This window comes from Paenibacillus flagellatus (assembly GCF_003217775.1).
Classification (GTDB): Bacteria; Bacillota; Bacilli; order Paenibacillales; family NBRC-103111; genus Paenibacillus_AB; species Paenibacillus_AB flagellatus.
This window is the reverse complement of the sequence record NZ_QJVJ01000001.1, coordinates 150,638-169,124: the sequence shown is the minus strand read 5'-3', so window position 1 is coordinate 169,124 and position 18,487 is coordinate 150,638. Positions and strand designations below refer to the sequence as shown.

Annotated in this window: 27 protein-coding genes and 1 riboswitch; of the genes, 26 read left to right on the top strand and 1 reads right to left on the bottom strand. The window is 57.0% G+C overall.

The annotated features are described in order from the left end of the window. The 25 genes from DLM86_RS00835 to DLM86_RS00705 all read left to right on the top strand — a co-directional run bounded on the left by DLM86_RS00835 (nt 1) and on the right by DLM86_RS00705 (nt 17,622). Nucleotides 1-357, top strand: a complete 357-nt coding sequence (locus DLM86_RS00835; RefSeq protein WP_110838067.1) for an ABC transporter ATP-binding protein — start codon at nt 1-3, stop codon at nt 355-357. Next, entirely contained in the window at nt 357-770 is a 414-nt protein-coding gene (locus DLM86_RS00830; protein WP_110838066.1) for an HK97 gp10 family phage protein, read from the top strand. The genes DLM86_RS00835 and DLM86_RS00830 overlap by 1 nt, the downstream gene beginning before the upstream one ends. 13 nt (nt 771-783) lie before the next feature. Beyond that, on the top strand, nt 784-1,200 hold the full coding sequence (locus DLM86_RS00825; RefSeq protein WP_110838065.1) for a phage tail terminator family protein: 417 nt from the start codon (nt 784-786) through the stop codon (nt 1,198-1,200). After that, complete coding sequence (locus DLM86_RS00820) at nt 1,197-1,376, top strand: hypothetical protein (protein ID WP_110838064.1); 180 nt, start codon at nt 1,197-1,199, stop codon at nt 1,374-1,376. Before DLM86_RS00825 ends, DLM86_RS00820 begins: the two co-directional genes overlap by 4 nt. A gap of 1 nt (nt 1,377) precedes the next feature. Further along, nucleotides 1,378-2,820 carry a phage tail sheath family protein gene (locus tag DLM86_RS00815; protein WP_211326465.1) on the top strand — a complete coding sequence of 481 codons (1,443 nt, stop codon included), beginning with the start codon at nt 1,378-1,380 and terminating at the stop codon, nt 2,818-2,820. 1 nt (nt 2,821) lies between these two features. Further along, complete coding sequence (locus DLM86_RS00810; protein ID WP_110838063.1) at nt 2,822-3,301, top strand: phage tail tube protein; 480 nt, start codon at nt 2,822-2,824, stop codon at nt 3,299-3,301. A 17-nt stretch (nt 3,302-3,318) separates the two neighbouring features. Then, nucleotides 3,319-3,741, top strand: coding sequence for a phage tail assembly chaperone (locus tag DLM86_RS00805; protein WP_110838062.1), 423 nt, complete (start codon nt 3,319-3,321; stop codon nt 3,739-3,741). A gap of 259 nt (nt 3,742-4,000) precedes the next feature. Further along, nucleotides 4,001-4,786, top strand: coding sequence for a stalk domain-containing protein (locus DLM86_RS00800; protein ID WP_158289257.1), 786 nt, complete (start codon nt 4,001-4,003; stop codon nt 4,784-4,786). Nucleotides 4,787-4,830: 44 nt separating this feature from the next. Further along, nucleotides 4,831-6,870 carry a phage tail protein gene (locus tag DLM86_RS00795; RefSeq protein WP_110838060.1) on the top strand — a complete coding sequence of 680 codons (2,040 nt, stop codon included), beginning with the start codon at nt 4,831-4,833 and terminating at the stop codon, nt 6,868-6,870. Next, complete coding sequence (locus DLM86_RS00790; protein ID WP_110838059.1) at nt 6,860-7,618, top strand: LysM peptidoglycan-binding domain-containing protein; 759 nt, start codon at nt 6,860-6,862, stop codon at nt 7,616-7,618. Before DLM86_RS00795 ends, DLM86_RS00790 begins: the two co-directional genes overlap by 11 nt. Nucleotides 7,619-7,631: 13 nt before the next feature. Beyond that, the gene (locus DLM86_RS00785) at nt 7,632-8,606 is read left to right on the top strand and encodes an XkdQ/YqbQ family protein (RefSeq protein WP_110838058.1); all 975 of its coding nucleotides are present in this window, start codon (nt 7,632-7,634) and stop codon (nt 8,604-8,606) included. Further along, the gene (locus DLM86_RS00780; RefSeq protein ID WP_110838057.1) at nt 8,603-8,914 is read left to right on the top strand and encodes a DUF2577 domain-containing protein; all 312 of its coding nucleotides are present in this window, start codon (nt 8,603-8,605) and stop codon (nt 8,912-8,914) included. The genes DLM86_RS00785 and DLM86_RS00780 overlap by 4 nt, the downstream gene beginning before the upstream one ends. A gap of 1 nt (nt 8,915) precedes the next feature. Next, nucleotides 8,916-9,311 (top strand): DUF2634 domain-containing protein, encoded by a 396-nt coding sequence (locus DLM86_RS00775; protein ID WP_110838056.1) that lies wholly within the window; start codon nt 8,916-8,918, stop codon nt 9,309-9,311. Between the two features lies 1 nt (nt 9,312). Next, on the top strand, nt 9,313-10,395 hold the full coding sequence (locus DLM86_RS00770; RefSeq protein WP_110838055.1) for a baseplate J/gp47 family protein: 1,083 nt from the start codon (nt 9,313-9,315) through the stop codon (nt 10,393-10,395). Next, on the top strand, nt 10,385-10,975 hold the full coding sequence (locus tag DLM86_RS00765; RefSeq protein WP_110838054.1) for a putative phage tail protein: 591 nt from the start codon (nt 10,385-10,387) through the stop codon (nt 10,973-10,975). The genes DLM86_RS00770 and DLM86_RS00765 overlap by 11 nt, the downstream gene beginning before the upstream one ends. Next, nucleotides 10,972-11,256: a ketopantoate hydroxymethyltransferase gene (locus DLM86_RS00760; protein WP_110838053.1), complete on the top strand. Its 285-nt coding sequence runs from the start codon at nt 10,972-10,974 to the stop codon at nt 11,254-11,256. Before DLM86_RS00765 ends, DLM86_RS00760 begins: the two co-directional genes overlap by 4 nt. Before the next feature lie 3 nt (nt 11,257-11,259). Then, complete coding sequence (locus DLM86_RS00755; RefSeq protein WP_110838052.1) at nt 11,260-13,839, top strand: hypothetical protein; 2,580 nt, start codon at nt 11,260-11,262, stop codon at nt 13,837-13,839. A 12-nt stretch (nt 13,840-13,851) separates the two neighbouring features. After that, entirely contained in the window at nt 13,852-14,247 is a 396-nt protein-coding gene (locus DLM86_RS00750; RefSeq protein WP_110838051.1) for a hypothetical protein, read from the top strand. A gap of 21 nt (nt 14,248-14,268) precedes the next feature. After that, the gene (locus tag DLM86_RS00745; protein ID WP_110838050.1) at nt 14,269-14,487 is read left to right on the top strand and encodes a hypothetical protein; all 219 of its coding nucleotides are present in this window, start codon (nt 14,269-14,271) and stop codon (nt 14,485-14,487) included. Between the two features lie 64 nt (nt 14,488-14,551). Then, nucleotides 14,552-15,019 carry a phage holin family protein gene (locus DLM86_RS00740; RefSeq protein ID WP_110838049.1) on the top strand — a complete coding sequence of 156 codons (468 nt, stop codon included), beginning with the start codon at nt 14,552-14,554 and terminating at the stop codon, nt 15,017-15,019. After that, a complete protein-coding gene (locus DLM86_RS00735; RefSeq protein ID WP_110838048.1) occupies nt 15,003-15,773 on the top strand; it encodes a DUF1906 domain-containing protein in 771 nt (256 codons plus the stop codon). Before DLM86_RS00740 ends, DLM86_RS00735 begins: the two co-directional genes overlap by 17 nt. A gap of 669 nt (nt 15,774-16,442) precedes the next feature. Beyond that, nucleotides 16,443-16,688: a YolD-like family protein gene (locus DLM86_RS00720; protein ID WP_110838045.1), complete on the top strand. Its 246-nt coding sequence runs from the start codon at nt 16,443-16,445 to the stop codon at nt 16,686-16,688. Between the two features lie 92 nt (nt 16,689-16,780). Next, nucleotides 16,781-16,987: a helix-turn-helix transcriptional regulator gene (locus tag DLM86_RS00715; protein ID WP_110838044.1), complete on the top strand. Its 207-nt coding sequence runs from the start codon at nt 16,781-16,783 to the stop codon at nt 16,985-16,987. A gap of 78 nt (nt 16,988-17,065) precedes the next feature. Beyond that, complete coding sequence (locus tag DLM86_RS00710) at nt 17,066-17,350, top strand: hypothetical protein (RefSeq protein WP_146250126.1); 285 nt, start codon at nt 17,066-17,068, stop codon at nt 17,348-17,350. Further along, nucleotides 17,350-17,622 (top strand): DUF7667 family protein, encoded by a 273-nt coding sequence (locus DLM86_RS00705; protein WP_425453933.1) that lies wholly within the window; start codon nt 17,350-17,352, stop codon nt 17,620-17,622. Before DLM86_RS00710 ends, DLM86_RS00705 begins: the two co-directional genes overlap by 1 nt. A gap of 81 nt (nt 17,623-17,703) precedes the next feature. Then, nucleotides 17,704-17,790: riboswitch (cyclic di-GMP riboswitch) on the top strand. A 78-nt stretch (nt 17,791-17,868) separates the two neighbouring features. On the opposite strand, the gene DLM86_RS00700 is transcribed toward DLM86_RS00705, so the two are convergent. Next, nucleotides 17,869-18,114, bottom strand: coding sequence for a helix-turn-helix transcriptional regulator (locus DLM86_RS00700; protein ID WP_110838041.1), 246 nt, complete (start codon nt 18,112-18,114; stop codon nt 17,869-17,871). A gap of 93 nt (nt 18,115-18,207) precedes the next feature. On the opposite strand from DLM86_RS00700, the gene DLM86_RS00695 reads away from it, so the two are divergent. Continuing rightward, a complete protein-coding gene (locus DLM86_RS00695) occupies nt 18,208-18,435 on the top strand; it encodes a hypothetical protein (protein ID WP_110838040.1) in 228 nt (75 codons plus the stop codon). Nucleotides 18,436-18,487: the final 52 nt, after the last annotated feature.

The window sequence follows — 18,487 nt, the reverse complement described above, 5'->3', positions numbered from 1 at the left end:
GTGGACACAACCAAACACCGCGCCGCCATCGAGCGGCTGTACACCGACCGGGCCACGATCCGTCGGAATGTCGAGTACCAGGCACCCAACCGGGCCACGCGCCAGGAGGTCCAGACGATCTATATCGATCAGCCGTGCCGGATGTCCATGCGCGCACTCGCGCAGAACGATCAGACGGAGGCGCAGAACGACGTCCGGTACGAGATCAAGCTGTTCATATCCCCGGAGCTTGAAATCCGTCAGGGCGACGTTGTGACGCTTACACGAGGCGCCCGAAACTGGACCTTGACCGCGGGCGAGCCGTTTCCGTACACGACGCATCAGGAAATCAGCCTGCAGCGAAAGGGGTACGCCTAATGCCGAAATGGGGGGCCTTCGATTTTGAAGCCCTGAAGCGCATGGCCGACCGCTTTCAGAAGGCGGTCGACGGAGGCGTCGTGGACATGTTCATCCGCGACTTCCTCCTCGAGATGGCCTACCGCGCCGAGCGGAAAATCAAGAAGCGGACGCCGGTTGACACCGGGGAGCTGCGGCGGAACTGGACGGTCGGGAAGATCCAGCGGATCGGGGACGGCTACCTCGTCGAGATATTCAACAACACGGAATACGCCTCTTTCGTCGAGCACGGGCACCGAACCGGGGAGGATCTGACGAAGTGGGTCGAAGGGCGGTTCATGATGACGATTTCGATGAAAGAGATCGAACGCGAGCTGCCGCAGTACCTTGAGCGGCGACAACGGACGCTGCTCGAACAAATTTTGGGCGAATGAAGGTGGATAGGCCATGGAGATCAACGACGTCCGTAATGGCGTAGTCGGTGCGCTGGCCGATGCTTTCCCCGCGAGCAAGATCCACGACGAGGAGATCCGTCAAGGGCTTCGGCTGCGGGACTTCTTCGTCAAGCTGCTGACGGCGGATCAGACCCGGGAGGTCGGCCGCCGGTACATGCGGACGCATTCGTTCGACGTGCATTTCTTTGCGGACACGTACGAGGAGTGCCACGCGGTCGCATCCACGTTGTACGACATCATGGAATACATCACGGTGGCCGGCGGGAAGGTCCGGGGGACGCGCATGAACCACGAGATCGTCGAAGACGTGCTTCACTTCTACGTCGATTATGACTTCCATATCATGCGACCGGCTCCGAGCAATCCCCTTATGGGACAAATGGAACAGGAGGCGAGCGTCAAGCCATGAAAAAGCAAACCGAGTCGGCCGAGCCGACCTATAGCAAGGAGCAGGTTCTCGCCTCGAAGCAGTTTACCGTGCAGGAGAAAGACATCCTCCGGGCGCTGCTGCAGGACGGGACGCCGTATACGCTGGAAAAAGCGCGTGCGGTCGTAAAGGAATTTTTGAACAAGGAGGCCCGATAAGATGGCAGGAGGCACATGGGTCACGCAGAACAAAGTCCGCCCGGGCATTTACATCAATTTCGTCAATCGGGCGCAGCTCGGCACCGTCGGGGAGCGCGGCGTGATGACGATGGCGCTGTCGCTCAGCTGGGGCGCCCCGAAGACGGTCATCACGCTCAACGCCGGCGATGACCTGAAGGACGTACTCGGCTACGACATCACGGCGCCGCAAATGCTGCTGATTCGCGAGGCATTCAAGCGCGCGCAGACAGTCCGGTTGTTCCGGCTCAATACCGGGACGAAGGCGACGGCCACACACGGCAGCCTGACCGCGACGGCCAAGTACGGTGGGCTCCGCGGGAACGACATCAAAATCGTCGTCCAAACCAACATCGACGATTCTGCGAAATTCGACGTCAAAACGCTCGTATCGGACGTCGAGGTCGATTTGCAGACGGTCGCGAATATCGCCGGCCTGACGAGCAATGCATGGGTCGATTTCTCCGGGACAGGGACGCTCACGACGACGGCGGGCGTGCCGCTGACAAACGGCGCGGATGGTTCGGTCGCGAATCAGGACCATTCGGACTATTTGGCCGCGATCGAGCTGCACGAGTTCCAGACGATGGCGCTGCCGGCGACCGACTCGACTTTGAAGTCCGTCTACATCTCGTTCGTCAAGCGGCTCCGGGAGGACGAAGGGCGTAAAATCCAGCTCGTCGTCGAGAACTATCCGGCAGCCGATTACGAAGGCGTCATTAGCGTGAAGAACGGCGTCAAGCTGGCGGACGGAACGACGATCCCGGCGGCACAGGCGACCGTGTGGGTGGCCGCGGCGACCGCCGGAGCGGAAATGAACGAGTCGCTGACGTATGCGGCGTACAACGACGCCGTTGACGTCGACACGCGGTACTCCAACTCGCAGATCGAGGCAGCGCTGAAGGCTGGCGAGTTCGTGTTCATCCCGAACAACGGCCGCGCCGTCGTCGAGCAGGACATTAATACGCTGACCGGCTTCACGCCGGAGAAGGGCAAAGCGTTCTCCAAAAACCGCGTCATCCGCGTCTTGGACGGGATCGCCAACGACTTCAAGCGGATTTTCGAATCGTTCTACATTGGCAAGGTGAACAACAACGCCGACGGCCGGAACCTGTTCAAGAAGGAATGCACCGGCTACCTGGCGACGCTGCAAGGAGTCAACGCGATCCAGAATTTCGACGTGCAGACCGACGTCACCGTCCTGCCGGGCAACGATACGGACGCGATCGTCGTCAACGCCGCCGTGCAGCCGGTCGATTCGATCGAAAAGGTCTATATGACCGTGATCAACGCGATCCAGAATTTCGACGTGCAGACCGACGTCACCGTCCTGCCGGGCAACGATACGGACGCGATCGTCGTCAACGCCGCCGTGCAGCCGGTCGATTCGATCGAAAAGGTCTATATGACCGTGGAGGTGAACTGACATGTCGTTTCTTAGAGCGCAAGACACGATTTCCGGCCAAGAAGGCCGCGCGTACGCGACGATCACCACCGCTTCGGGGCAGGTTATCAACGAGGAGATGTTCTACATCAAGTCCCTCGAGGCCACGATCGAGAAAGAGAAATCCGAGGTCAAGACGCTTGGCCGACGCGGCACGCAGCATAAGGCGACCGGCTGGACGGGTACCGGGTCGATGACGATCTACTACGTCACGTCGACGTTTCGGCAAATCATGTACGACTATATCGAGAAGGGGATCGATACGTACTTCGATATCGTGGTGACCAACGAGGACCAGACATCGAGCGTCGGCCCACAGACGGTCGTGTTGAAAAACGTCAACCTCGACAGTGTCGTCATCGCAAAGCTCGATACGGAAAGCGAAACGCTCGACGAAGATATCGACTTTACCTTCGACGGCGTCGAACTGCCCGAGACATTCAAAAAGCCCGTTTCGGGCTAATCCAGGAGGCATAAACCATGAGTGAATTATCCGCATTTTTCGCGCAAAACGTATCCACGGAGATCGTCGAATCGTTCGTGGTGTCCGAGCGGTTCAAGGATAAGGATGGCAAACCGATCGAGTGGAAGCTGCGCGCGGTGACGCAAGATGAGTCGGAGGCGATCCGGAAAGCCTGCACCCGGGTCAAGAAGGGCCCGGGCGGCTCCTCCATCCAAGAAATCGACCAAGGGGAATTCATCGCCAAGATGGCCGCGGCGAGCGTTCAGTTTCCGAACCTGAAGGACACGGCGCTGCAGGACTCCTACGGCGTTAGGGGCGCTGAGGTCCTGCTTCGGAAAATGCTGCTTGCCGGCGAATACGCCGCCTTGCTCACGAAGACGCAAGAGCTCAGCGGCTTTGACCGCGATATCAACGAGGATATCGAAGCAGCAAAAAACTGATCGAGGGGGGCGACGGGGAGGCGAATTACGCCTACTACGCCCTCCATGAGCTCGGCATCAAGCCGTGGGAATTCGCGGAGCTGCCGCAGCGCCACAAAGCGATGCTAATCGCCATGATCGACATCCGCATCAAGGCGGAGAAGCAAGCACAGGCCAAAAAGCCGAAAAAGAGGTAAGGCAAAATGCGACTTTTCTCCCCGGCCCGCGTAAAGATGTGATAATATGGATGTAAATTTTGGTAGCCGGGGAGGAAATCGCTTTGAAGAAATTTGTCGCAGGAATCATTGTAGGGGTGACGCTGACGATTGGGTCTAGCGTGTTCGCCGATCAGATCAAGCAATTCGTTTTGACCGCAGCCTCCTATCCGATCTTTGTCAACGGAAAGGAATTCGCGGATCCGGAGCACCCGGTTCTGAACTATGAGGGCTCGACATACGTCCCGTTGGCGAAGCTGGGGGACTTGACCGGGGTGCAATACAAATGGAATGATGACCTGAAGCGGGTTGAAATAGATACGAAGCAAGCGGGTTCCACCGATCCGGCCGCGCCGGGAACGTCGACGGGCTCAGTCGCAAAACCGGGCTCGGGACTGCCGCAGGGCGGTGTCTTGACGCCTGACGTCGAGATCAGGGAGAGTACCGAATCAGGGTTCTTTACCCGTGATGGCGTCGTCATGTACGAAGCGGTTGACCGTGCCGGAAACAATCTCGGAGTTTTCTCGGATGAGGACGAGGAGTCGTACATGATGGCGAAATTGGAAAACAAGCCTCTACCGCCAAAACTGAGCGAGGGGTGGATGCAAGGCGGCTTTCTTTACAAGGTATATCAGGTCGATAGCAAATATGAGGGGAACGACCTTGTCTTTTATCCTATAGCAAAGAAAGACACCGAGGTTCTGAAGGAACTTGCCAGACTGAATTTGCCCTCCGACTGGCGGGATAAGGAATCTGGAGAAACAACCGCAAACGGAATCAAGGTAAAGCGGCACAACAAGATCAACTACTTCAGCATAGAGGACTTGAAAAAGGTCGGACTCATCGGATAAGCGCCCACTTGGGCGCTTTTTCATGGCCGGAAAGGGGGTGGAAGATGGCGACCGTTCAAAGCACGCTGCAGCTGTTCGATGCGTTCACGCGCCCGCTGCATGCCATAACGCAGGCTCTTCATTCAACGCTGAACGCCATGGAGCAGCTTCAGACGGCGACGAACCGAAACTCGAATATTGGTCGTTCCTTCGACGCAGCCCGTTCCAAGATCACGGCAGCCGAGGCGGAGATCCAGCAGGCGATCGACAAGTCGACGCATTCGCAAAACGCCTTTAACAAGTCCGTCAAAGACGGGGAGAAGGCGACCAGTAGTCTTGTGGACCGGGTGAAAGGCTTTGCGGCAGCATACCTCGGGTTTGAAGCAGCAAAGGGGCTCACCCAAGTCACGATCGGCGGCGCGATGGAGCAGGAGAAGCTGCAGGACATGTTCAAGGCGCGGACGGGCGACGATCAGGTCGGGGCGGCCATGTTTGAGAAATTCAAGGCGGATGCGTTGAAGGCCGGCATGGACGTCAAGGATGCCTTGCAAGGGACGCTCTCGTTCTTCTCGACCACGCAAGACACGAAGCAGCTTGAGAAGCTGAACAACCTGACCCAGCGTCTCAATGCCTTCGATAGCGCGGGCAACGGGCTCGAGGGCGCGGCGTTTGCGCTGAAAGAGGCGATGAGCGGCGACATCGTGTCGCTGGCCGAGCGGTTCAACATGTCGAAGACGGACATCCGGGCGTTCAAGATCGACGAGCTCGGGAAAGCCGGGGACATCGACGGGTTCCTCAAGGCGTTCGACCAGCTGCTCGAAAAGCAGAAGATGGGACAGGCCGCTTTCGAAAAGATGCTCGCGAGCCCGGCCAAGCAGGCGGAGATCCTGAAGAATAATTTGAAATCGGGACTAGCCGACGCCGGCGGGGCCGCGATGCGCGGGCTGCTTCCGTTAATCCAACTACTGAACACGTCCTTCAAAGAAGGTCGATTTAACGGATTTTTCAGGGCGTTGGAAGTGGGCTTGCGAATTACCGCGACCTTGTTTGGCCTACTCGTCCGCGGGGCACTTTGGTTTGGTGACGTCATTCAACGGCTAGGGCCAACGGTCGGGGCCATACTCGCCATGATCGGCGTTTGGTTGACGGTCCACCTTATCGCCAAGCTTTGGGCGGCCCTACCTCCGCTGTACGCACAGGTGGCGGCATGGCTCGCGATCAACTGGCCGATTCTGCTGATTATTGCGGTCATCGGTCTATTGGTGTTCGTTCTGACCCGTTTCGGAGTAACAGGGGAGCAGATTGTCGGCGCAGTATTCGGGGCGTTTATGGTGCTGTTCGCTTATCTGTACAACCAGGTCGCGATCGCCTGGAACCTGTTCGCATCGTTCGCCGAATTTTTGATCAATTTGTTCATTGACCCCGTTTACGCCGTCAAAAAACTGTTTTATGACTTAGCGATGCTCTTCCTCGAGGTGAACAGGAAGATGATCCGCGGCGCCGAGGATTTCGCGGGCTCGTTCATGACAACGGTGCTCAAGGCGATCAATGCCGTTCTGAAGGGCATTAACTGGCTTATCGACGGCTTGAACAAGCTGCCGGGCTTCGACATCAAGCAGCTTACACTTTTTGACGAGACGAACGTCCACGCGGTCAGCGACTCGATTTCGAAGATCATGGACCAGCTCTCGCAGCCGACCAGCGACAAAAAGGTCGTCTCGATCGCCCGGATGGAGCAGAAGGACTACAAGAACGAGTTCGACTACGGATACAAGGCCGGCGCGAACCTCGTCGGCAAGGTGAAGCAAGCGACCGATTTCGGCGGCGTCTTGGATAACTGGAACAAGAACAACGTCAATATCAACAGGGTCGACGAGGTCGGCAAGATCAAGGACAAGGTCGATATTTCCAGCGAAGACCTGAAAGTCTTACGCGACTTGTCCGAGATGCGGAACATCCAGAATTTCGTCACCTTGACACCGGTCGTACGCGTGCAGACCGGAGACATCCGGAATGACGTGGATCTGGACGATGTCATTCGTCAAATCGAGGATCGAATCGTGACAGAAATCGCTTCTACAGCGGAGGGGATATATGGCAACTAGGTATGAGAATATCCATGCGATACGGTTGAGCTTCAACAACGAGGCGGAGGGCTTCCGCCTCCCGATCAATCCCGAATCGATCGAGGTCCGGCAAAGCGTGAGCGGGAAGACGTATGACATCGTCGGGGGAGGGATCAACGCCATTCCAAAAGAGGACGAGTCCATCGGGGAGATCAATGTCATCAAGGGCCCGCAACTCATGGAGATAAGCTTCAAGAGCTTTTTTCCAGTGAATAATTCCCTCGTTATTGATGGCGTGAACCTAAAAGAACCAATGTGGTACGTGAATAAATTACGAAGTTGGATGCATACAAAGCGACCGATTCGCTTTATTTATGTCGGCTACTTTGCAGCTACAAGCCTTGCGCAGCAAGAGCGCGAAGTACATGACATCAACATCCCCGCGTCCATCGAGAAATTCGAATGGAGGGAAGTCGCGGGCAGCCCGGGCGACATCGAATACGAACTTGCGCTGAAGGAATATCGCTTCTATGCGGCGCGCCGGTACGACGTCGTACAAGAAGACGGGAAGACGATCCTGTACACGCGTCCGAACGAGCGCCTGGACGAGCGGGTCCGACCGGAGACGTACACGCTGCAGCCGGGCGATAACCTGATAAATGTCGCCATGCGCTTTTATAACACGGACAGCTCCCGGTACAAAGACATTCTGGCGCTCAACGGGATCACGGACGCGGAGATGAAGCAGCTGGCGCCCGGCCGGGTCATCAAGCTGCCGGCCAACTAGGGGGTGAAGCGCCTTGCGTGTAGAAATATCAATCGACAACCGAGACGGCAACGTATGGGACCTGTCCGGGTTGGTCCCGGGCTTCACGTGGCGGACGGCCCGGATCGGCAAGGCAGGTAGCCTGACGCTCTCATTCGTGAAAGGCGGGCTGTACGAAAGCCGGTATTTCGCGTACAACCCGGGGGACGTCGTACGGGTCCGGGTGGACGACCGGGACGTCTTCTATGGCTACATCTTCGGCGTGGATACCGGCAAGGACGAAGAGGTCACAATCACGGCCTACGATCAGATGCGTTATATGATGACATCGGACACGTACGTATTCCAGAATACGACGGCCACAGAGATCATCCGGAAGATTGCAAGCGACTTCGGTCTGACGGTTGGAGAGCTGGCGGACACCGGTTACGCGATCCCGGCCATGGTCGAGGACGGCTCCAAGCTGCTCGACATCGCGTGCAAGGCGCTCGACTTGACGCTGACCGCGACCCAACAGAACTTTGTCCTGTACGACGATTTCGGGTCGCTGACGCTGCGCAACGTGGAGGACATGGCGCTCGATGTCGTAATCGGCGACCGCAGCCTGTTATTTGACTACAAGCATACCCGGTCGATCGATTCGGACTCGTACAATCGGATCATGATCGTCCAGGACAATAAGAAGACCGGACGCCGGGACTTGTACATCACGCAAGATTCGTCCACGATTGCGCGGTGGGGGCTGCTGCAGCTGTACCAAAAGGCGGACGAGAACATGAACGAGGCGCAGATCATCGAGGCCATGAACAATCTGATCGAGCTGAAAAACCGGGAGACGCGGACGTTTCGACTCGAGGCGATCGGCGACTTGCGGGTCCGGGCCGGCAGCTACATCATCGTCGATATCGCGGAGTTTGGCCTTTTGCAGTATTGCCTCGTCGATGAGTGCATCCACAAGTTCGAAGGGGCTGACCATACCATGGAATTGGAATTGAAGGTGTACGGATGAAGAGACTTGTCGAAGCGATCAAGCAGGCCGGTGTCGGTGCTGTCGATGCGACGCGGCCGGTTATTGTCCAATACGGCACGGTGACCAAGACAAATCCTCTCGAAGTGAACGTCGATCAACGACTCACGCTTCCGGAGGATTTTTTGATTGTCCCGGAGGAGCTGACGGAATACAAGGTCACGGTCAGCACGACAAGCGGCCCGCAGGAAATCGTCATCCGGAAGGCGCTGGCGGTGGGCGAGGGCGTCGCGCTGCTCCGGGTGCAAGGTGGGACACAATATTTCATCCTCGGAAGGGTGGGGACGTAGCATGCTCCCACAGGGCGGTATAAAAGCGACGATTGCGACGGGGGCGGACGTGCGGCAGCAGCCGACCCGGACGTATGCGATCGTCGGGAACCGGATCGTCGGGCAGGTCGACGGCCTCGAAGCCATGAAACAGGCCGTATTCAAGGTGCTGCAGACGAACCGGTTCGAGCACACGATCTACAGCGGCAACTACGGCCACGAGCTAAACGAAGCGCTCGGCGCGGATCCAGGCGTCGCGAGGTCGATCGTTGGACGCCGGATCAAGGAGGCGCTGCTCGTCGACGACCGCATTCGAGCGATCGAGGGTATGGAGATCACGACGAACGGCGACGCGCTGACGGCTACCTTCACGGTCGTGACGCAATTCGGCAATTTCAAGATGACGACGGAGGTGTAGCATGTACGAGCATCTAACCTATGCCGCAATTCTCAAGCGCATGCTTGACCGCGTCCCAAACAGCGTGGACAAGCGCGAGGGCGGTATCATATACGACGCGCTGGCGCCGGCGGCCGCCGAACTGGCGCTGATGTATATGGAGCTCGACTCGAACATGAACCTGTCCTTTGCGGACACCGCGACGGGGGAGTACCTGGAACGCCGGACTGCTGAGTATGGGATCAACCGGGAGCCGGCGACCAAAGCAAAGCGGAAAGGGCTATTCTTCGGTGCCGCAAACGCGCCGGTCGACGTGCCGCTCGGCAGCCGCTTTTCGATCGGGAGCGTCACCTTCGTCACGGTGAAGAAGCTGGCGACTGGACAATTTGAGATGGAGGCCGAAACGGCCGGCACGGTCGGCAATACGGTATTCGGTACGCTGCTCCCGATCGATTACGTGCCGGGGCTCTCTCGCGCGGAGCTGGCGGATGTGCTCGTACCCGGCGAAGACGAGGAGACGGACGCCGCGCTGCGGAGTCGGTACTTGTCCGCGATCAATGAGCAGCCATTCGGCGGCAACATTGCCGATTACAAACGGAAATTCGACGAGATCCCGGGCGTCGGCGGTGTCAAAGTCTTCCCGGCGTGGCAGGGGGGTGGGACGGTCAAGGCAACGTTGATCGCCAGTGACTTTACTGTTCCGTCCGCGCAGCTGGTCAACGACGTGCAGACGATGATCGACCCGGTCGTAAACAGCGGGGAGGGCGTCGGGCTCGCACCGATCGGCCATAGCGTGACGATCGCGGCTGTTGCGGCGCTCACGGTCAACGTCGAGACGACGGTCACGCTGGCGAGCGGCATTACGATTGGACAGGTCGAGGGTGACATCCAGCAGGCCGTCAGCGATTATTTGCTGTCACTCCGGCAGGCGTGGAAGGACGAAACGCAGCTCGTCGTCCGGGTCAGTCAGATCGAGGCGCGCATCCTCGGCGTCGACGGTGTCGATGACGTTACGGCCACGAAGATCAACGGCTCGGGTAACAACTTGACGCTCGGCACGGAGCAAATCCCGACGATGGGGACGGTGACGATCCATGGAGCGTAGGCCGCTCATGACGTACTTGCCGGAGCTGTACCGGGACATCAAGGATTTTGTCGAGCTAATGGAAACCGAGGACGTAGAGCTGGACGATCTGGCCGGCGCGATCGAGCAGCTGCTCGACGATCAATTCGTCATGACGTCCAGCGAGGCGGCGATCAAACGGCGCGAGCAGCAGCTTAACATCAAGGCGGACCCGACGAACGAATCGCTCGACTTCCGGAAGATCCGGATCATCAACCGGTATACGACGAAACCGCCGTTTACGGTTAGGTATTTGCAGGATCGGCTCGATTTCCTCGTCGGCGCCGGCAAGGCCACGGTTGAGGTCGATGTCCAGAATTTCGTCCTGAAGGTGACCGTGGATATCCCGGACGCGGCGATCTTCAAAGAGATGGAGTACACGATCAAGACGGTCAAGCCGGCCAACCTGGTCTATATCCAGTCGACGGCGCTCGCCGCGCAAATCGGGCTGCAGGAGCGCATCTATAAAATCCCGCTGAACCGGATGACCCAGCTGTCGACGACTTGGAAGATCGGGCAAACGCCGTTCGCCGCGCGTGGGCAGGAGGTGCAAGTAAAATGATCGATGCAGGCTACTTAGCTGAGCTGACCGAGTACACCGACGACAAGATCGCGAAAGTCGTGCTGAACGGCGGGGCTTACGAGATCACAACGTTCCAAATCAAGCAGACGACCGGGAACGTGCTGCTGATGGAGTTCCTTGTTCCGGCCGGATCCGTCTCGGAGATCACGCTCATCGAGCTGCGCAGCGCCACCGGGCAGCTTGTCAGCTCCAACAACGTATTCGTCCCGATCACGACGGACACGGTCATCAAGCAAACGATCAAGACCATGGAGGTGTAGGACTTGCCTTACAACGCAAAAACGAATTGGCAGTACGGAGAGACGGTCACGGAAGCGGACGCGAACCGCTGGGAGCAGGGGATCAAGGACGCGCATACGCAGATCGACCCGGGCGCCGACATCCCCGTCACCATCCCGCAGGGCGTCAGCATCGTCAACGCGGAGCGGACGTCGCGGTTCAAGGAGCTTCGGACGACCGGGCGAACGCTTGTCAATTATCTCGGTCGCGACGGGAATTTCGAGATAACGACTCGATGGGCGGGTTATGCGACGGAAGGCACGGCATCCGTCACGCCGGACTCTAGCAAGGTGCTCGGAACGCAATCCTTGACGATACAGGGCTCGCTTACAAATTCCGTCGCGATCCTGCATCGGTTAGCTCCGGCTGTATTGGATACGTCAAAATTTTATTTGTTTTCGGGCTATGTACGCTCGGATCATCGAGCGGGGATTGCTATTGGTACGACCCCGGGCAATGCTTCCGGTGGTGCATCTACGGGACTTGTCGCCGGAGACGTAACAAAATGGCGGATGATGTACGTCACGTTCAAGCCTACGGCAACAACGCTATACGCGTTCGGACTCGTAGAGGGTACCGCGACCGAAGCGCCGCTCGCCGGATTCGATGCTTTCCAGCTCTACGAAATCACGGCGGCCGAAAAAACGTACATCGACGGCCTGTCCGCATCCGACGCGCAAAAATATATCGCCGCCAAATACCCGTACGTCGACGACATGAAGTCGGTCAACGCGGTCTATGCGATGAATCCGGGTAAGAATCTATTCCCGCCGTCTTCAGAGTGTACCGGCTTCAGTGGGTCGAATTGGACGGTTGTAGAACCGTATAAGGTGACCGATACAAAGTCCAGTTCCGATTATGATATCTACGGGTTTTATGCAACCGTTGTTCCCGGTCAGACCTATACCGTCTCGGTAGATATATCGAGTGTGAACGGTGTAGGATCTGGTGGCGGTTATTTGGACATATCCCTCGTACCGGATGACGGCGGAATGCAGTTCGGTGCATCCAGCCCCGGCACTTTGAATGGTGTCCAAACTCTAACGTATGCGATCCCTGCAAACATCAAAAAAATCCGTGTAGCACTTGTCGTGCACGGTAATACGACAGGCACATTTACATTCAGTAATTTCCGAATGAATGTCGGCTCGTCCGCGCTGCCGTTTGAACCGCAAAAGCTGTCGTATTTGTTCCTGCCCGACTGTCAGCTCCGATCGAACGTCGACGGCAGTGTCGCGGATGTGCTGGAAGGGAAGACGATTACGCGGCGGTTCCGGGAAATGACGTTGGATGGTTCGCTGGTGTGGGGGCTTGGTTCCAATGGAACAGGATTTAAAATGGTGGCGGCGACAGTAAATGGCGGCGTTACAAATAGCGAAGTGGTTTTAAAGTATGATGGCAAGCCGCTTAAAAATAGTAATGGATCGTATACTGCGGCAGACCAAAGCACGCTCTATTCACCAGCAAACACCATAAGTATTACTGTTTCCGCAACTGATTCTGGCTGGGGAGACAACTATACTAACGTCACGCCGGAAGAAATAAAGGCGTATTTCATGGGCTGGAAGATGTACCAACTTGAAGGCGGGGTAGACTCGGTTTATAACGGATCGGGGACGAAAGCTTGGTTGCCGCAGTACGAGTATATCCGGCACAACGGTAGCTATCCCGGATTTACCACAACCCTGCCGACCCAGCCAGCACCCAACAATACCGGGATTAAAAATTGGGAGTCATACCGCCTGCAATACCAACTCGCACAATCCGTAACCGAGACGGTCAACTACGAGGGCGAGCTGCTTCTACATGACGGACCGAATCAGATCGAATTAGGGACGGGCATCGTGGTGCGGGAGGCGGCGAAGCCATACGCGACCGGAACGAACAATCAGGTCAACAACACGAACTATCCGTCATCTTTGTTCAAGTATCGGGCAAATACGATTTATCGCTTCTACAAGGGCGGTGTCGACGACACGGGTAAATGGACGAGGGACACTACGGTTGCGAACGGGAAAGTGCGGGCTTACGCCGACAATGCGAATTTCGACCCGACCGCCGCCTACTCCGTCACATACTTCGCGCTGGACACGTTCGCGCTCGGCATAGCCCCGGCTTCGATAACCGGAGTCGTGACGGCGAACATCCGCGAAACGGTCGACGATGCGGTCGAGGCGATAACCGGGCTTCGGCGGGACGTTTCCGTGCTGCAAACGCAGAAGGCCGGGAAGCAGCAGCCGGGTTACATTACACCGGGGCTACTGAATGGCTGGTCGAGCGGGGCTGATGCGGCAGGATACACGAAGAACGACCAAAACGAGGTAAGCCTTGTCGGGGTTATCTCGGGCGGGGTTACTGCGAACGATACCGTTATTCTCATTCTCCCTCCCGGGTACAGGCCAAGCAAAAATAGAAGGTTCCCCATTGCGAACTATGATTCTGGCGCTGCAAATAGCTATCCGGCGTTTGCTACGGTCCGTGCGTCGGGCAATGTCGAGATTTTCCGAGTCGGGTCAAACAACGCCTTGGATTTGAGCAATATCAAATTCCGAGCAGAGCAGTAAGGAGAGCTGACCGTGAAAGAAGCATATAAAATCGGCCTCGACGGCCAATTCATCGAACCGGAGCTCGTAACGCTTGACGAGAAAGGCGTCGCCGAAATCTACGAGACGCCCGCGCCGACGGAGGAGACGCCGGAACCCGAACCGGTCCTCGTCGGATACCGCGTGGCCGTCCCATTACCGCCGGGGCTGTATAAGCCGCGCTTCGACCTCGCCACAGGGGAGTGGGCGGAGGCGTTGACGCCCGAGGAGATCGACGCGATCCGGAATGCGCCGCAGCCGGAGACGCCGGAACAAAAAATTGCACGCCTTGAACAAGATAAGGCCGCCTTGCTCCAGCAGTTGGCACAGACCAACACGGACATGGCGGCCTTTATGGATTTCGTGTTCGGGCAGCTTGGCCTTGATTAATGGGAGGAGGTGAACAGGGACATGCCGATCTACGCGTTTCGGACCAACACGTACGCCCGCAACATCTACCTGTATGGCACGCAAAGCTTCGCCGACATCCCCGCCGCGTACGTCCAGCCGGTCAAGCAATACGCCGCCGAAACTTTTACCGTGGCGCAGATTGACAACGCGCTCGAGCAAGGCTGGATTACGCAGCAGGAGTACGACGACACGATGGCAATCGCTTTTCCGCAATCCTAATTTACGCGCCCCGGAGCCGATCCGGGGCTATTTTATTGCCTTCGGGCGGGAGAGGATGGAGTTTATGGGGGTTAAATTGTTTGTAGCGACGATTACGTCGGCCGCGGCCGGCAGCACGGGGAAGGAATTCGCGTTTGGAGGGTTGAGCGCCATCGCCGGGCTGTTGGCATCCGCCCTCGGCGGCTGGGATATCGCCCTGCAGGTTCTGGTCGCTTTGATGATCGCCGATTACGCTACGGGCGTCCTGGGAGCCCTCAAAACGAGAGCAGTCACCAGTGAAAAGATGTTTTGGGGCGGTGTCAGAAAAGGCGTGATTCTCGGCGTCATCGCGCTCGCGGCCATGGCTGACCAATGGGTCGGCGGCGACACGCCGATTTTTCGAACGCTGGCCGTGTACTTTTACGCCGGCCGCGAAGGTTTGTCGGTTGTCGAAAACCTCGGGCCGATCGGCGTTCAGTTGCCGCCAGGTCTCGTTAAATTCCTCGAGCAGCTGAAGCAGAAAGGGGAGTCGGACAATGGCAAAGGGGTTTGATTGCGCAACGCCGCTCACGGCCGCTACGGCGGCCGCTTTTAGGCGGGACGGCTTCGCGTTCGTCTGCCGGTACCTGACGCCTGTCCAAAATAGCTGGAAGCGCCTGACCCGGGAGGAGGCGGACCGGATCAGCGCCGCCGGCCTCCAGATCGTCTCGGTCTTCGAAACAACAGCGGACCGGGCGCTCGGCGGCCGAGCAGCGGGCCTTACGGACGGAGCGGCGGCGCTGCAGCTGGCGGCCGAGCTCGGGCAGCCAGCGGGCTCCGCGATCTACTTCGCCGTGGACTTCGACGCAACGGCCGCGCAGATGCCGACCGTCATCGAGTACATTCGTGCCTGCAGCGAGGCGACGCCGGGTTACCCGACGGGCGTGTACGGTTCGTTCGCTGTAATCGAGGCGGTGAAAGGCGCCGCCGTGTGCTCTCGGTACTGGCAGACGTATGCATGGAGTCGGGGCCGGAAAGCGGACGGGATACATATCTACCAGTACAAGAACGACGTCACCGTGAACGGGATCGGCATCGATTACGACGAATCATACGGCTCGGAGGGCTGGTGGAACACGTTTCCGCCGGCCAAGTCGGAGCCACCCGTTGTCAAACCGCCTGAGCCGCTTTTTGACGCCCCTGCGGCCGCGAAGGTTATTTCGGTACTCGGCGCCCTTTACGGTGCGTCAGCGGACGAACAGGTGCGTCAAGCTGCCCATTTTGCGGCGTCGGCGCTCCGGAAAGAGATTGGGATACCGTACGAGTGAAATCCCAAGCGCTTGGAAATTTGCCCCGCTGGCTTCGGTTGGCGGGGCTTTTTTCTGTTCCTGCGGCAACGAGGCTCACATTACATTTTTGACGTATCTTGCAAAAATGACATTCCTTCGAATATAATGGGAACATATGTTCTTGTTTAAAGGAGGGCGATGTGTCGTGCAAAGGAAGCTGATGAAATATGTCGGCCAGACCGTCGTTATCGTGTATCGAGAGAACGACGGTAAACTTTCGAAACACAAGATCATGATTCGGCACGTTGGGGAATCGGTTATCAAAGCGTATTGTCAGGATAGCCAATCGCCCCGGACTTTTCGTCTCGCGGGTATACTGGCGGTTGAGATCGAGAGGGGTCGGCCGGCGTGCTGACCGATTGCGAGCGTAAGGTACTTCGAGTGCTTCACAGCTTGTACGGGCAAGCGTGGAGCGTTCCGGACATTAAACGGATCTGCCGCTTCACTTTGCGCCGCGAGGATCAGGTTCGCAGGGCGATCACAGGACTGATCGAAGCGCGATACGTGGAGCTACGTGACGGACAGATTCGGGTGATACATGGTAGCGAATTAATCATCGCCAAGGCCGAGCCCGCCAAACCGAGTCCTTGGCTTGGAGGATTATTCGATTGAAGCGGACCGAAAGCAGCGGAGAGAGGAGGAGACGGATTGGCAAAAGCAAAATCGAAACGGCCGACGCGGGACGAGTTCGAGCTCGAGGAGCTTGGCAACCAGCTATCTGAAGCCAAGGACGAGGAAAGCACGGTCACGTTGACCGTATGGGGTTGGGAGGAACCGGTCATCGGCCGGATCGCCGTACTTGATGCGAGGACGCGGCTCGTGCACGTGGAGCGGAATGGAGAGACGACGAAGGTTCCATTTTTAGATATAATGAAAGTCGGCTCCGGGGCATGATTCCGGAGTTTTTCTTTCGTCAAAACCTCCCATACCTCGATAAAGGATTCGACAAGCGGCTTCGCCGAATGTATCCGGTGAGGTGATCGAGGATGGTGGTTAAGAACCGTTTGAAAGAAATACGTCACGACCATCGCATGAACCAGGTGGAATTCGCCGAGCTGCTCGGCGTCGGTCGGAGTCTGTACAATCGTTGGGAGAACCAGCACGTGCAGCCCGAGCTCGAGACGGTGCTCCGGATCGCGAAGGTGGTCAAGCTCCCGGTCGAACAAATCGTCTATTTGGACGAGCAATGTTAAATCGATTGAACAAAATGTTCGTGGACAAGCAACTTTTTTAGCAAGCCGAATAAACTGTACCATCAAACCGAAAAGGAGATGGTATGGATGGTTCGCGACGATATTTTGCGGGAAGCGATCGACGGCACCGGCTGTACGCCGGAATGGGCCGCGCTGCAAACGATACGGCTCTTCCGTCACTACGAGGACGCTGGTCTGTCCCACGACGACGCGCTGGCGGCCGCCAAGGTGGAGATGCAGGCGATCGCGGCGGAGGCGCTGCGTATCCGGCGGCGGGAGCGCTTCCAGACGACAGTAGCCCCGTGGTGCGTGATCGTCCTTGGCACGATGGCCTGCGTTGGGTGGTGGGCGCTGTGGGAGTGATGCCTTTTCATGTTCGTATGGCGGAGCTATTTCTCACGCAGCGCCGGCGCCCGCTGACCGACGCCGAAGTGCTCGAAATGACCCATTGCATGGCGGCGAACGCGAACTATTGCTGGGAGCTTGTGGCGCTCCAGAACATGTCCTTTGCCGCGTATCAGGCCGGTGATATGCAATGGTTGCATGAAGTCTGCGCGCAGATCGACGCGCTCGAGGACGGGCAAACAAAAAGGCCGGGCCGCAAGGGCACCGACCGAAATAAAAAGTCGCAGTAAATTATATGCAATTGGGGTATAACCGATGTTCCAGTTCCTTCCGTTTTCAAACTGGAAATATCGTTATATAATACCAGTACAATCCGAAAAAGGCAAACCCGGTGAAAGCCGGGGACGCAAAACTATAGGGGCTACGTCCGGTCAGGGATATGCCAGCCAGCTGCCGAAGAGGTGATGTTGATATGAGGGTCGTCTTTTTTTTAATCGTTGAACTTTAGTGCCGCTAAAGTCCGGGTGGGGAAAGAGCTATTTCAGCTCTTGCGTCGCGCCGTTTTCAGTAATGAACCACTCGTTTAAATCATCCATTCGAACGCCCAGGAAATAAGCTGTTTTCTTCATATTAAGAGGTGACAGCTTACTTTTTCCACTGCAGACTTGTGATACGAAGCCTTCGGTCACTTCGAGAAACTCTGCTAGGTCGACCTGGGTCTTTCCTTTCTTAGCGAGTAGTTCAGGTACGCGACTTTTCCCCATCCGGATGACTACCGGCATGGGAGCACCTCTATTGCGAAAAATTATTTTTATGTATGGAAAGATTATACACGTCGATTTGGTTGCAGTAAACCGACATAAGGAGACGTTTAGATGGAGGACAACTTGTTAAAAGAAAACGTCATTGAAGCGTGCGAACAAAATGCCAAAACTCTAAATGACGATCTAATGAAATACATCGATATACTTCGATCTGTCGTGCCACTTGAACATAGAAAAATCCTTCTGGATGTTGAAGAAGTCTTTTACGAAAAATCAAGAATAGTAGCAAACGTTGCGTATGAATACGGGAAGACGGGCAAAGTCCCCACCAGCGATTAGGCCGGTGGGGACTTCCCACATTTTACCCACAAATTTATTGAGTCACCATGGA